Genomic DNA, 14,124 nt, shown 5'->3' with positions numbered 1-14,124 from the left:
ACGAGGGACCGATCCCGGGTGGCCCGGATACCGCCACCCGGGACCGGTCCCGCTCCGTGCACGAGGTCCGAGGTACGGCCGGGTAGGGTCCCGGTACGTGTCGTCTGCCGTTTCAGTCCTTACCCGGAACCGGGACTTCCGCCGCCTCTTCACCGCCGAACTCGTGGTCTTCGGGGCCGACTGGTTCGTGATGGTGCCGCTGCTGGTGCTCCTGCCGGAGCTGACCGGCAGCGGGGCGTGGGGAGCCCTGGTGCTCGCCGCCGACAACAGCATCCTCGCCCTGCTGCTGCCGTACGCCGGCACCGTCGCGGACCGGCTGGACCGCAAGCGGATCCTGATCGCCTCGAACCTGACCGCGCTGGCCGCGATCGTGCTGCTGCTCGGGGTACGCGACTCCGGCACCGCCTGGCTGGCGCTGGTCGCGGTCGGCGCGGTGGCGGTGGCCAAGGCGTTCTACTCGCCGGCCGCCTCGGCCGCGCTGCCGAACGTGGTCGACCCGGAGGACCTCGCCGGCGCCAACGCGATCGCCGGTTCGGCGTGGGGCACGATGAGCATCGTCGGGGCGTCCCTCGGTGGTGTGCTGACCGCCGCCGTCGGGCCGTACGCCTGTTTCTGGGTGGCCGTGGTCGGCCTGGCGGTGGCCGCCGGGCTGACCCTGCTGATCCGCCGCCCGATGCAGCAGCCGCGCGACCACGCCCTGCCGGCGCCGCACCCGTGGGCGGCGCTCGGCGAGGCGGCGCGCTACATCGGGCACCGTCCCCGGGTGCTGGCCCTGGTCACCGTGAAGAGCGCGGTCGGCCTCGGCAACGGGGTGCTGACCGTCTTTCCGCTGCTGGCCACCCTCTACGGGGTGGGCCCGATCGGCACCGGCCTGCTCTTCGCGGTCCGCGGTGCCGGCGCGCTCGTCGGCCCACTGCTGATGCGCCGGGTACTGAAGCACCGGTCCTGGCTCTTCACCGGCCTCGCCCTGTCGATGTCGCTGTACGGGCTCGGCTACCTCGGGGTGTCGGTGACCCGGTGGTTCCCGCTGGTGCTGGTCCTGGTCTTCGTCGCGCACCTGGCCGGTGGCAGCAACTGGGTGATGTCCAACTACGCGTTGCAGGCCGAGGTGCCGGACCGGCTGCGGGGCCGGGTCTTCGCCACCGACATGATGCTGGCGACGGTGGCGATCGCGCTCAGCCAGCTCGTGGTGGCCGGCGTGGTGGACCACGTCGACCAGCGGGTGGTGCTGGCCGGTTGCGGCCTGACCACCCTGCTGTACGCGCTCGGCTGGTGGGTCGCCACCCGCCGCCTCGACCCCACCGACGACCAGGGCCCGGAACCCGCCCCCTCCCGGGCGTGACCCCCCGCTCCCGGCGTGCTCGGGCCACTTCGGGGGCACTGCGTTCCGGGAGTAGCCGGGGTGCGGGCCGGCGGGTTCAGGCGCGGGGTGGCGGGGTATGGGTGGGGCATCGAGACGACGGACGTAGCGGTGTCGAGCCGCCTCGCGCGCTGGCGGGGCGGCCGGCTGCTGCACCCGCGCGGGCTCTCCTTCACCGGCGAGGTCGAGCTGTGGGGGCCGCTCGCCGACGGCCTGGCCGGCGGCTCCGGCCGGTACCCGGGGACCGTGCGGCTCTCCCGGGGCACCCCGACCCCGCAGGGCTGGCCCGACCTGCTGGGGCTCGGCGTCCGGCTGCACACCCCCGACGGCCCCTTCGACCTGCTGCTCTCCGGCAGCAGCCGACCGCCGCTGCTCCGGCACCTGCCGCTGCCGCACCGCGACTTCGCCGGGCCGTACGGGAGCCTGCTGGCGTACCGGTTCGGCGGTCGCCGGGCCTACCTGCTGGCCCGGGCCGACCGTCCGCTGGGATCGTCCCTCGACGAGGTGGCCGAGGTCGCCGCCCGTGGCGAGGCCCGGCTCGAGCTGCTGGCGGCCGGCTGGGGCGGCCCGTGGCGCGCCTTCGGCCGGATCGTCCTCGGTACCCGACTGCCCGAGGAGGTCGACGCGGCGCTCGCCTTCGACCCGGACGGTCGGCGCGGCTCGGAGCTGCGGCCGAGGGGTCTGCTCCAGTGGACGCGGGTGCTCAGCTACTCGTTCTCGCAGCGCGGCCGGGGTGCCGCGGAGGACCAGACCCGGCTGCCCTGACGACGTCCGACGTTCCGTCGGGCGCGGTCGCGCCGGGTCGACTCCGACTCTGCTGTTCCGATGTTCCGCCGGCCAGGGCCGGGGCTCGACGCGTGGGTGCGTGTTCGATATCCTCGTGATATCACCTCGCTATCAAGGAGATGTCATGGAACGAGCTGCCTTCCGGATCTCCGGGTTCATCCCCACCGCGGTCATGCTGGTCCTGGCCGCCGTCGGGATCGCCAGCATCGCGTCGGTGCTCGGCGAACCGGGTGTCGACCTGCGGATCACGGTGGTCACCGTCGGCTATGCCGTACTGGCCGCGCTGGTGGCCACCGGATACACCGTGGTCAACCCGAACGAGGCCCAGGTGGTGCAGTTCTTCGGCCGCTACGTGGGCACCATCCGGCAGGCCGGCCTGCACTGGACCTGGCCGCTCACCGCACGGCAGAAGGTCACCCTGCGGGTACGCAACTTCGAGACCGCCCGACTGAAGGTCTCCGACGCCGACGGCAACCCGGTGGAGATCGCCGCCGTCGTCGTGTGGCAGGTGGTCGACTCCGCCCGGGCCGCCTTCGCGGTCGACGACCACGTCGAGTACGTCGCCGTGCAGTCCGAGGCGGCCGTCCGGCACCTCGCCACCAGCTACCCGTACGAGGCGCACGACTCGGGTCGGGCGAGCCTGCGGGACAGCGCCGTGGTCAGCGACGAGTTGACCTCCGAGCTGCGCGAACGGGTCGAGCTGGCCGGCGTGGAGGTGCTGGAGTCCCGGATCACGCACCTGGCGTACGCCCCGGAGATCGCCCAGGCGATGCTGGCCCGCCAGCAGGCGAGTGCGATCGTGGGTGCCCGGTTCAAGATCGTCGAAGGGGCCGTGGGCATGGTCTCCAACGCGCTGGAACGGCTGCGCGAGGAGCACGTGGTCGAGCTGGACGAGGAACGGAAGGCGCAGATGGTGGCGAACCTGCTCGTCGTGCTCTGCGGTGACCGGGCCGCCCAGCCGGTGGTGAACACCGGTTCCCTCTACAGCTAGGTTCCCGCTCCCATGGCGGAACGCAAGAAACTCCTGCTCCGGCTCGACCCGCAGGTCTACGAGGCGGTCGCGAGGTGGGCGGCGGACGACATCCGCAGCGTCAACGCCCAGATCGAGTACGCCCTCCGGCTGGCCCTGCGTTCGGCCGGCCGGGCGGGCAGACCGGCCCGGGGCGCCGATCCGGCGGATGCCGACCAGGCGGGCTCACCGGCGGAGCCGGGCGGTGCCGGGCCGGACGGCGGGCAGTCGTCGGACGGCACAGAGCGGGGAAGCGGTGCGCCGGACGACTCCGAGTCGGCGTGACCGGCCCGGCTCGGCCCGGGAAGGGTCGGTGACGTCCCAGGGCCCGGACGCCGGCCCCGGCACCGCGCCCGGGCCGCCTAGCATGAGCCGATGCGGCCGACCTTCGTTTCCGAACCGGTCCGGGTCCGGGTGCCGGCGACCAGCGCCAACCTCGGTCCGGGCTTCGACGCGCTCGGTCTGGCGCTGGCGCTCTACGACGACGTCAGCGCCCGGACGACGGCGGGCGGCTGTCGGGTCGAGGTGACCGGGCAGGGGGCCGGAGAGCTGCCGACCGGCGACGACCATCTGGTCGTCCGGGCCATGCGGGCCGGTTTCGACGCACTCGGGGGTCAACCGCCGGGGCTGGCCGTGGAGTGCGTCAACCGGATCCCGCAGGCGCGCGGCCTGGGCTCCTCGTCCGCGGCGATCGTCGCCGGGATCCAACTGGCCAGGGGACTGGTCGAGGACGGCATGCGGCGGCTCGACGACGCGGCGGCACTGCGGCTGGCGGCGGAGCTGGAGGGACATCCGGACAATGTCGCGCCGTGCCTGCTCGGCGGGTTCACCATCGCCTGGACCGAGTCGGGCGGTCCGGCCCGCGCGGTCCGGTTGCCGGTGGCGCCGCAGGTCCGGGCCACGGTCTTCGTACCCGAGGAGCGCGGGCTGACCGCGACCGCCCGCGCGGCGCTGCCGGCGACGGTGCCGCACGTCGACGCGGCCCGCAACGCCGGCCGGGCCGCGCTGCTGGTGCACGCCCTGACCACCGATCCGGCGCTGCTCTTCGAGGCGACCGAGGACCGGCTGCACCAGCACTACCGGGCGGCCGGAATGCCGGGCACCGCCGCCCGGTTGGCGCAGTTGCGTGCGGCTGGTGTGCCGGCTGTGGTCAGTGGGGCGGGGCCGTCGATTCTCGTGCTGAGCAGCGGCGAGGAGAAATTCGAGGCGGGAATGGGTTGGACCGCGCAAAGGTTGCCCATAGACGTAGCCGGCGCCCGGGTCGATGGGGGTAGACTGGGACACGCCGAGCGGGGCCCTGTTGCCGCAGGTCGGAAGAGTTGATTACGCTCTAGACTTAGCACAGCCGCGAAGCAATGCGACTCCTGCGGGTCGGTGCACCCCCGAAGCTCTCGGCGGTCAGCCCGTCTCACCCCTGCCTAGGTCTACGCCGCACCGCAGTTTCCACAGGTCGCCGCAGGCGGCGAGACCTGCCCACCGATGTTGGTGGGTCGGGAAACCAACCGGCTGCTGTGTTACAGACTCCCGTGACGCGTCAAGCGAGACGGGTGTACCGAGGCCGCCCGGCCAGCCAGCACTTCGGGCCACGGGCAGCCCCGGCCTTATCGAGGGAAGGAATCCATTGAGCGACACCACCGACGTGACGTCGGATGTTTCCAACGTCGCTGGCGAAGCCACCACCGGCGCCACCCGTCGTCGGCGGACCGGCACCGGGCTGTCGGCGATGCTGCTGCCAGAGTTGCAGAGCCTGGCCGCGTCGCTCGGCATCTCCGGTACGGCCCGGATGCGCAAGGGCGAGCTGATCGCCGCCATCTCGGAACGGCAGGCTGGTGCCACCAACAGCACGGGCGGCGGCGCGCCGCGCCCGCGTGCCGAGGTGTCGGCCGCTGCCGCGCCGGCTCGCGAAGAGGTCCGGGCCGAGGTGCGGGACAGCGCCGACCGGCCGGACGGTGAGCGTCGGGCCGCCGAGCAGGTGCCCGCCGCCGCTGGCGGCGAGGGTCGGACCCGGACGTCCCGCCGGTCCAGCCGGACCGCTGCCGCCACCGCCGAGGTGGAGACCGCGGCGCCGACGGAGCGCAACGAGCGGAACGAGCGTCCGGAGCGGGCCGAGCGCGGTGACCGCGCGGAGCGGGCCGAGCGCGGTGACCGCGCGGAGCGGGCCGAGCGCGGTGACCGCGCGGAGCGGACCGACGGTGCCGAGCGGACCGACGGTGGCGAGCGCGGCGACCGCGCGGACCGGGGCGAGTCGCGCAACGGCCGGGACCGCAACGAGCGGGGTGACCGGGGCGAGCGTGGCGAGTCGCGCAACGACCGTGGACAGCGTTCGGCGGACCGGGACCGTTCGACGGACCGGGACAGGGATCGGGACCGGGACAGCGACGGCGACGACGACGGCGAGGGCGGCGGCCGGCGCAGCCGGCGGAGCCGCTTCCGCGACCGGCGTCGGGGCCGGGGCGAGCGGGCGGAGAACGGCGAGAGCGGCGGCGGCCGGGAGCCTCAGGTCAACGAGGACGACGTCCTCGTACCGGTGGCCGGCATCATCGACGTGCTCGACAACTACGCCTTCGTCCGGACCACCGGCTACCTCTCCGGCCCGAACGACGTCTACGTGTCGATGTCCCAGGTCAAGAAGTACGGCCTGCGCCGCGGTGACGCGGTCACCGGTGCGGTACGCGCGGCCCGGGACGGCGAGCAGCGGCGGGACAAGTACAACCCGCTGGTCCGGCTCGACACCATCAACGGGATGGACCCGGACGAGGCGAAGCGGCGTCCCGAGTTCTACAAGTTGACCCCGCTCTACCCGCAGGAGCGGCTCCGGTTGGAGACCGAGCCGCACATCCTGACCACCCGGGTCATCGACCTGGTGACGCCGATCGGCAAGGGTCAGCGGGCGCTCATCATGTCGCCGCCGAAGGCCGGTAAGACCATGGTGTTGCAGGCGATCGCCAACGCGATCACCCACAACAACCCCGAGTGCCACCTGATGGTCGTGCTCGTCGACGAGCGGCCCGAAGAGGTCACCGACATGCAGCGCTCGGTCAAGGGCGAGGTTGTCGCGGCCACCTTCGACCGTCCGCCGCAGGACCACACCACGGTCGCCGAGCTGGCGATCGAGCGGGCCAAGCGCCTGGTCGAGCTGGGCCACGACGTGGTCGTACTGCTCGACTCGGTGACCCGGCTCGGCCGGTCGTACAACCTGGCGGCGCCGGCCAGTGGTCGGATCATGTCCGGTGGTATCGACTCCACCGCGCTCTACCCGCCGAAGCGGTTCCTGGGCGCGGCGCGGAACATCGAGAACGGCGGTTCGCTGACCATCCTCGCCACCGCGCTGGTGGAGACCGGGTCCGTGATGGACACGGTCATCTTCGAGGAGTTCAAGGGCACCGGTAACGCGGAGCTGAAGCTGGACCGGAAGATCGCCGACAAGCGGGTCTTCCCGGCCATCGACATCCACACCTCCGGCACCCGTAAGGAGGAGATCCTGCTGGCCCCGGAGGAGTTGGCCATCACGCACAAGCTGCGCAAGGTGCTGCACTCGCTCGACTCGCAGGCCGCGCTGGACCTCCTGCTGGACCGGCTCAAGCAGTCCCGGACCAACATCGAGTTCCTGATGCAGATCGCGAAGTCGACGCCGGGGGAGTAACACCCGGCGAGATCCTCAAGGGCACGTTGGTGGGGCCCGGCCGAGTTCGGCCGGGCCCCGCTGTGCGTTTCCGGGCCGGTTCAGCGGAGCAGCAGGTCGATCACGCCCGTGTCGCTCTCCGCGCCGTGCCCGTCGGCGAGCCGGCGGGCCATCAGGTCCAGGTACGGCGTCAGCAGTTCCGTGCCGACCCCCTGCTCCCGGGCCGTGTTCAGCAGCGTCTCGTTCGCGGCCACCATCATCGCGAGGTTCGACTCGGTACCGGTGACGTAGTCGCCGCTGGCCAGTTGTGCCGCGGTCAGGCGCACGAACGGGGCCATCCCGGTGAGCCAGCCCTCCAGCAGCGGGGCGAAGTCCCTCGGCGGGATCTCCTCCCGGCGGATCAGCGCGAAGGCGTGCGCGACCCCGGCGAACATCCCGGTCATCGCGCTGAGCAGTGCCACGTCGTGCAGCGCGGCGAAGCCGGGATCCGCGCCGACGTACCGGGTGCCGGCCGGCACGGCCAGTACGTCCCGGTGGGTCTCGAAGAGGTCGGTGGAGCCGCTGTAGAAGACGTAGCCGCCGGACCCCTCGACGCCGATCATCGGGGGTACCGCCATGATCCCGCCGTCGACGAACCGGGCGCCGCGCCGCTGCGCCCAGTCGGCGAGGGCGCGGGCCTGGCCGGGTGTGCTGGTGCTGAGGTTGACCAGGTCGCGGCCGGTCAGGTCGGTGTCGGCAAGCGTCTGCCGGACCGAGGCGTCGTCGAGCAGGCAGGCCACCACGAGCCGGTTCGCGGCCACCGCCTCGGCGGCGGTGCGGGCGACGGTGGCGCCCTCGGCGCCGAGCGATTCGGCTCGGGCGGCGGTGCGGTTCCAGACGGTCAGCGGGTGTCCGGCGGCGAGCCAGGCGCGGGCGAGTGCGGTACCCATGGCACCGAGCCCGAGCAGGGTCAGTGGGGTCTGCACGGCGGCGGTGTTCTCTTCCATGCTCGTAGACTTGCCGCCGCCCGCGGACCGCTCAAGTACGCACAGCGAAGTGGGTGGTTACCCCGGGGTTAGTGAGCTGGTGGGAGGGGGTGGCGATGTCGACGGTACGGCGACCGGGAGCGCCCGGGGCGTACGTCTGCGGGATCGACGCGGCGATGGCCGTGGTCGGCGGCAAGTGGAAGGTGCTGATCCTCTGGGCCCTCGGCGAGCAGGTGTGCCGCTTCGGTGAGCTGCGCCGGCTGGTGCCGGGGGTGACCGAGAAGGTGCTCGCCTCGCACCTGCGGGAGCTGGAGGCGGACGGCATCGTGCACCGCGAGGTGTACGACGAGGTGCCACCCCGGGTGGAGTATTCGCTGACCCCGCTCGGTGTCTCGCTGAACGCGGCGCTGGAGCCGCTCGGCGCCTGGGGCCGGGAGCACGTCCTCGGCGCCGGATATCCCGCCGACCGCGGTTGATGGAATTTTCCTTCGGTTCAACCGGCAACTATTGAAACTTCTATACGTCGTCGGGTTGACTACCGGGCATGGTGACCCGCCGCCGATCCGCCCGCCTCGCCGGGCTGCTGCTCCTGGTGCCGTCCCTCACCCTCGCCGGGCCGGTCCCGGCGTACGCCGAACCGGTGTCCGCGCCGTCCCGGCCGCTACCGGCCGTCGGCACCGCACCGGAGGAGGCCCCGGCCGCCTCGTCGTACCCGGCGCCGTCGTCCGCGCCGGTCCCGGCCGCCGCCACCGACGGGATCGTCACCGACACCCGGACCCGGCCGGTCGCCCCCGGCCTCGACCTGACCTCCTTCGACCGGTACGACGCCAACGGCTGGCTCCGGGCCGACGCGCTCACCGCCGACCTGGCCGGCGGGGTCGGCGTCGACTACGTCAACTCCGGCGAGGTCACCAGGGCCGAACCGCTGCGCCGGGCGGTCGACCGGGCCGGTGCGGTGGCCGCGGTCAACGGCGACTTCTTCGACATCAACAACTCCGGCGCGGCCCAGGGCATCGGCATCCGGGCCGGTGAGCTGGTCCAGTCGCCGGTCGCCGGGCACCACGAGGCGGTCGGGGTGACCGCCGAGGGCGTGGGCCGGGTGGTCCAGGTGCACTTCGACGGCACCGCCACCCTGCCGGCCGGACCGGTGACGCTGACCCAGTTCAACAACATGGTCGCGGCCGGCGGCATCGGCGTCTTCACCCCGCTCTGGGGCTCCTACCCCCGGACCCGGGCCGTCGAGGGCGCCACCCGGGTCAGCGAGGTCACCCTGGTCGGCGGCCGGGTCGCGACCGTCACCCCCGCCGCCGGCAGCGGCCCGATCCCGGCCGGCACGACGGTACTGCTCGGCCGGGAGGCCGGCGCCGACGCGCTCGCCGCGCTCCGTCCCGGCGACCCGGTCGACCTCCGGTACGCGCCGAAGCCCTCCGACGGCAGCACGCTGCGCGCCGCGATCGGCGGCAACCGGGTACTGGTCCGGGACGGGGTGCCGCAGGAGATCGGTGACGTCAACCCCGAACCCCGGACCGCGGTCGGGTTCTCCGCCGACGGCCGGAAGATGTATCTGCTCACAGTGGACGGACGGCAGGCGGACAGCCGGGGCGTGACCCTGACCGAACTGGGCCGGATGATGACCGAACTCGGCGCGCACGACGCGCTCAACCTCGACGGCGGGGGCTCGTCGACGCTGCTCGCCCGGGAGCCCGGCCAGCCGGCTGTCCGGGTCGAGAACAGCCCGTCGGACGGCTCCGAGCGGCCGGTGCCGAACGGGCTGGCGCTGTACGCGCCGCAGGGGAGCGGGCGGCTCCGGGCGTACTGGGTGAAGACCCTGCTCGACCCGGTGGCGGCGCCGGGCGTCGGGCCGGTGCGCGGCGGACGCCCGGACCGGGTCTTTCCCGGGCTGACCCGGCGGCTCGCGGCGGCCGGCTACGACGAGACCTACGGCCCGGCGGCCGGCGCGCCGGGCTGGCGGGCCGAACCGGCGTCCCGGGGCACGGTCGACTCCGCCGGAGTCTTCCGGGCCCGCCGGTCCGGTGAGGTGACCGTGACCGCGTCCCGGGGCCGGGCGAAGGGTGCACTGCCGCTGACCGTGCTCGGCCCGCTGGCCCGGATCGACGGCACGGTGGACCGGGTCGGGCTGGCCGGCGCGGGCGGCACCGGGTCGTTCGGCGTGGTCGGCTACGACGCCGAGGGGAACACCGCGCCGATCGAGGCGGCCGACCTGCGCCTGGACTACGACCGGGAGTTGCTGGAGGTCACCCCGGCCGCCGACGGCACCCTCGCGGTGAGGGCCAAAGTGGACAATGGTGCCGGGCTGGTCACGGTACGGGTCGGCGCGGCCAGCACCGTGCTGCCGGTGACGGTCGGGCTCACCGACGTACCGGTGGCGATGTTCGACGACGCGGCGAGCTGGCGGTTCAGCGCCGCCCGGGCCACCGGCTCGGCCACCCCGGTGCCGGGCCGCACCGGCACCGGCCTGAAGCTGGCGTACGACTTCGGCCAGTCCACCGGCACCCGCGCCGCGTACGCCGACCCGCCCGCGTACATCCCGGTGGCCGGGCAGCCGCAGTCGTTCGGGATGTGGATCCACGCCAACGGGAACGGCGAGTGGCCCAGCCTGCACCTGCACGACGCCCTCGACCAGCAGCACGTACTGCGCGGCCCCTACCTGGACTGGACCGGCTGGCGTTACGTCGAACTCGCCGTACCAGCCGGAGTGGTCTATCCGGTGCGGATCCGCCGGTTCTACGTCGCCGAGACCGACGCGGCGGCGGCGTACACCGGGGAGGTGGTGATCGACGACATCGTCGCCCGGGTACCCGCCGAGGTGGAGGTGCCGGCCGAGCCGCTCCGTACCGACCGGGTGGTGCTGACCGACGGCACCGTCGACCGGGCGCCCTGGCGCTTCGCCGTCCTTTCCGACGCGCAGTTCGTGGCGGCGAACCCGGACAGCGACCTGGTCGCCCAGGCCCGCCGTACGCTCCGCGAGGTGAAGGCCGCCCGGCCGGACTTCCTGGTGATCAACGGGGACTTCGTGGACACCGCCTATCCGGAGGACTTCGCGCTGGCCAAACGGATCCTGGACGAGGAGTTGGGCGGTACGCTGCCGTACCACTACGTGCCGGGGAACCACGAGATCATGGGGGCCCCGATCAGCAACTTCCGGTCGGTCTTCGGCGAGACGTACCGGGTCTTCGACCACAGCCCGCGCCGGGGCGGCACCCGGACCCGGTTCGTCACCCTGGACACCTCGACCGGCAGCCTGCGCGGCGGCGGCTTCGGGCAGGTACTCGCGCTGCGTACCGCCCTGGACGGTGCGGCCCGGGACCCGGCCGTCGGCTCGGTGGTGCTGGTGGAGCACCACGCGCCCCGGGACCCGACGCCGGCCAGGGCGAGCCAGCTCGGCGACCGCAAGGAGGCGGCACTGCTGGAGCGGTGGCTCGCCGAGTTCCAGCGCGAGACCGGCAAGGGCGCACTCTTCGTCGGCGCGCACGTCGGCAGCTTCTCCGCCGAACGGGTCGACGGGGTGCCGTACCTGATCAACGGCAACGCCGGCAAGAACCCGTCGACCGCGCCGCACCTGGGCGGGTTCAGCGGCTGGACGATGTTCGGGGTCGACCCGGTGTCGCCGGCCGAGGCGGCGGCGGCCCGGCGCGACCCGCTGGCCGAGGGGCCGGAGTGGGTCAGCGCGCAGACCCGGGCGCACGTGGACCGGCTGACCCTGGCCGCCCCGGCGACCCTGCCGGCCGGTTCGGCGGTCGCGGTCACCGCCACGGTGACCCAGCCCGGCGGTCGGCAGGTACCGGTCGCCGCCCCGCTCTCGGCCGACTGGTCCGGATCGGCGAACCTGCACATCGGACCGGTGCGCGGCCTGCGGCCGTGGCACGCCGCCTGGTTCGACCCGGCCACCGGCCGGCTGACCGGGCTGCGTTCCGGCGACGCTGTCCAACTCGCCGTCACCGTCAACGGGGCGACCGCCCGGGCCACCATCCCGCTCACCCGCCGCTAGTTCGGCGCGGCACCGCCGCCAGCCCGACGCACCCGCCCTGCGGATGCCGCGCCACCCGCTCTGCGGATGCCGCGCCACCCGCCGGGTCCGACCGGGATCGGGCCACGCGCGGCGCGCGGGCTCGACCTGGACGTCAAAGGCGCTACCGACGCCGGGTAGCGCCTTTGACGTCCAGGTCGACGACCCGATTCACCGGGGCTGCGGGCTAGAAGTCGCCCTCGGCGACCTGGAAGACGGTCAGGCCGAGGCCGCGCCACATCTTGACCACCTGCATCCGGTCGTCGAAGACCCCGACCACCCGGTAGCGGTCGCGGATCTCCCGGTCGAAGATCTCCCGCTTGACCACCGAGTCGCGGCGCTGGTCGCCGACGGCCCGCATGTGCAGGGCCAGGTACGGCACGTCGACGTGTTCGGCCAGCCACCGCTGCGTCTGCTCCCGGCAGGAGGCGTCCCGCCCGGTGCAGAAGACCACCCCGTAGCCGGCCGAGTGCATGGCCCGGACCGCCGAGATGACGGCGGTGTTGGGCAGGTCCTCGCCGACCCGGGTCATGTCGTACGGGCTGCGCCCCGCCATCAGCGCCACCGTGCCGTCGATGTCCACCAGTACGATCTCCGGCACCTCGTCCGACGGCGGGGTGTAGACGGCCGCCGGCCCGCCCGGCTCGACGGTCGGTACCGGCAGCGGCAGGGCCCGTCCGGCCAGGTAGCGCTCGTGCAGTCGCCGGATCGCCTCCTCGCCGACCCGGTCCTGCTCGGGTCGCTCGGCGTCGCGGCGGACGCACTCGTCCACCGGTACGTCGGTGAAGTCGTGCACCTCGAAGGCGGCGCCGAACCGGGCGGCGAGCTGCGCCCAGTCCCGCACGGTCCGGGACCGCAGGTTGGTGTCGTCGACGCAGACGTCCGCGCCCGCCCGGAGCAGCGCCTCGACCTGGGCCCGCTGCACGACGGTGACCTGGCCCTCGGCCCACTGGGTGAAGAGCCGCTCGCCGTGCAGCATCCGGCGCAGGTCGTCGCGGTTGACCCGGACGACGCCGGGTTGCAGCTTCCGGGCGAAGGTGGTCTTCCCGGAGGCGGGCAGCCCGCGGGTGACGATCAGTCGGGTCATGCTCTCTCCTCGCTCCGCCCGGCACCCATCATGATCCTTCGCGGCCGCACGTCGGGGGTTCACCCGGCCTGCTGTGGCGTCCACTCGACCGGCGGGCGGGCCTGCTGCCAGAGGTGAGGACGGTAGTCGCGGCCGTCGAGGCGCAGGAAGAGGAAACTGCGCTCCGGGTGCCGGGCGGCCCGCTCGGCGAAGTCGCGTCGGCTCCATCCGGCGGGCAGTTCGGCCACGATCTCACCGTACGCCTGCTCGATCTTCGCGGCCCGGGCCTCGACGGTCGCGGTCAGGTCGGCCACGACGGAGTCGACCCAGCGGTGGAACTCGTCCGGCAGCGGCGCGACCCGGGCCGCGAGGTCCTGCCCGGTGACGAGGTACTCCCAGACCAGCCGGGCGTTGAGCCCGAAGGTGAGCCGGTGCAGCCGGACGTACTCCGGGTATTTGATCTTGACCCGCTGGTCGCTGTCCGGCCAGTGCACCACCAGCCCCTCCCGACCGTCCCGGGCGGGCGCAGCCAGCGCCTCGGCCAGGGTGCGGTGCGGCAGCCGCTCGACCACCGGACCGGGCCAGTCCGGCACCGCCTCCGGACCGGAACTCCGCCCGCTGGCGATCTCCACCGTGCCGAGCAGCACCAGGTCGTCCAGACCGCCGTAGTCCAGCACGATCCGGTTCGCCGGGTAGACGATCTCGACCAGCACGGTCCGCCCCGGCGGCGGGGTGAAGTCGGGGTAGCGGGAGCGGAGCACGGCGGTGGCGTGCCGGGCCTGGCCGGAGGCGAACGAGCCCCGGGTGGCGACCGCGAAGCCGGCGCCGTCCGGGTACAGCACGCCGAGGCTCCCGTCGGCCTTGTCCGTGATCACCGCCGGCGCGTCCGGCCGGAGCGCCGGTGCGCCGGGCTGGTCGTGGTTGAAGAACTTCGGGTACGGCCGCCCCACGACCACCCCGGTCGACTCGTCCACGATCAGCCCTCGACAGGCCACCGTCACCGGTGTCCAGATTCCGCCGTAGGTGCACGCCTCGGTGTAGTTGTAGATCGCGAGCGGGCGCTCCGGATGCCGCTGGACCCGGACGTGGCCGTCGGCGAGCGCGGCGGCCAGCGCCGCCGGGTCGACGACGTCGGCGAGCCGGGTGACCGGGGCGAGCAGGGCGGAATCGGACGCGGGGGTGACCACGGGTGTGCCTTCCGGCGGGGCGGGAATGCGAGAGGGAGCAGTGACGTTAACCGTCACGGATCACGTGTGCAGCCCGATTTCGGGCCGGCCCAGCCGGCATGG

11 protein-coding genes are annotated in these 14,124 nt (G+C 73.5%); 8 read left to right on the top strand and 3 right to left on the bottom strand.

Translation table 11 applies throughout. The features are described 5' to 3' along the window. The first annotated feature begins 97 nt into the window (after nt 1–97). From C6W10_RS23250 to rho, 6 genes are all read left to right on the top strand, one after another. Nucleotides 98–1,342, top strand: coding sequence for an MFS transporter (locus tag C6W10_RS23250; protein ID WP_107260489.1), 1,245 nt, complete (start codon nt 98–100; stop codon nt 1,340–1,342). A 129-nt stretch (nt 1,343–1,471) separates the two neighbouring features. After that, a complete protein-coding gene (locus C6W10_RS23245) occupies nt 1,472–2,125 on the top strand; it encodes a phosphodiesterase (protein ID WP_107260487.1) in 654 nt (217 codons plus the stop codon). 145 nt (nt 2,126–2,270) lie between these two features. After that, entirely contained in the window at nt 2,271–3,137 is an 867-nt protein-coding gene (locus C6W10_RS23240) for an SPFH domain-containing protein (protein ID WP_107260485.1), read from the top strand. A gap of 12 nt (nt 3,138–3,149) precedes the next feature. Then, entirely contained in the window at nt 3,150–3,440 is a 291-nt protein-coding gene (locus tag C6W10_RS23235) for a hypothetical protein (protein WP_107260483.1), read from the top strand. Between the two features lie 90 nt (nt 3,441–3,530). Next, nucleotides 3,531–4,478, top strand: a complete 948-nt coding sequence (gene thrB / locus C6W10_RS23230) for a homoserine kinase (RefSeq protein ID WP_107260481.1) — start codon at nt 3,531–3,533, stop codon at nt 4,476–4,478. Nucleotides 4,479–4,776: 298 nt separating this feature from the next. Then, nucleotides 4,777–6,798, top strand: coding sequence for a transcription termination factor Rho (gene rho, locus C6W10_RS23220; RefSeq protein WP_107260477.1), 2,022 nt, complete (start codon nt 4,777–4,779; stop codon nt 6,796–6,798). Nucleotides 6,799–6,878: 80 nt separating this feature from the next. Here rho and C6W10_RS23215 read toward each other — a convergent pair whose 3' ends face one another. Beyond that, the gene (locus C6W10_RS23215; protein WP_107260476.1) at nt 6,879–7,763 is read right to left on the bottom strand and encodes an NAD(P)-dependent oxidoreductase; all 885 of its coding nucleotides are present in this window, start codon (nt 7,761–7,763) and stop codon (nt 6,879–6,881) included. A 71-nt stretch (nt 7,764–7,834) separates the two neighbouring features. Here C6W10_RS23215 and C6W10_RS23210 point away from each other — a divergent pair, with 71 nt between their 5' ends. Both C6W10_RS23210 and C6W10_RS23205 read left to right on the top strand, forming a co-directional pair. Further along, complete coding sequence (locus C6W10_RS23210) at nt 7,835–8,218, top strand: winged helix-turn-helix transcriptional regulator (protein ID WP_369936835.1); 384 nt, start codon at nt 7,835–7,837, stop codon at nt 8,216–8,218. Between the two features lie 68 nt (nt 8,219–8,286). Continuing rightward, nucleotides 8,287–11,751 (top strand): phosphodiester glycosidase family protein, encoded by a 3,465-nt coding sequence (locus C6W10_RS23205; protein WP_107260472.1) that lies wholly within the window; start codon nt 8,287–8,289, stop codon nt 11,749–11,751. Nucleotides 11,752–11,956: 205 nt separating this feature from the next. On the opposite strand, the gene C6W10_RS23200 is transcribed toward C6W10_RS23205, so the two are convergent. Both C6W10_RS23200 and C6W10_RS23195 read right to left on the bottom strand, forming a co-directional pair. Continuing rightward, nucleotides 11,957–12,856 carry an AAA family ATPase gene (locus C6W10_RS23200; protein ID WP_107260470.1) on the bottom strand — a complete coding sequence of 300 codons (900 nt, stop codon included), beginning with the start codon at nt 12,854–12,856 and terminating at the stop codon, nt 11,957–11,959. A 59-nt stretch (nt 12,857–12,915) separates the two neighbouring features. Further along, nucleotides 12,916–14,022 (bottom strand): RNA ligase, encoded by a 1,107-nt coding sequence (locus tag C6W10_RS23195; protein WP_234361391.1) that lies wholly within the window; start codon nt 14,020–14,022, stop codon nt 12,916–12,918. Nucleotides 14,023–14,124 lie beyond the last annotated feature (102 nt).

It is taken from the genome of Plantactinospora sp. BB1 (genome assembly GCF_003030385.1).
GTDB lineage: Bacteria > Actinomycetota > Actinomycetes > Mycobacteriales > Micromonosporaceae > Plantactinospora.
The sequence above is the reverse complement of the archived record's forward strand: the minus strand, read 5'-3'. Positions and strand labels throughout refer to the sequence as shown.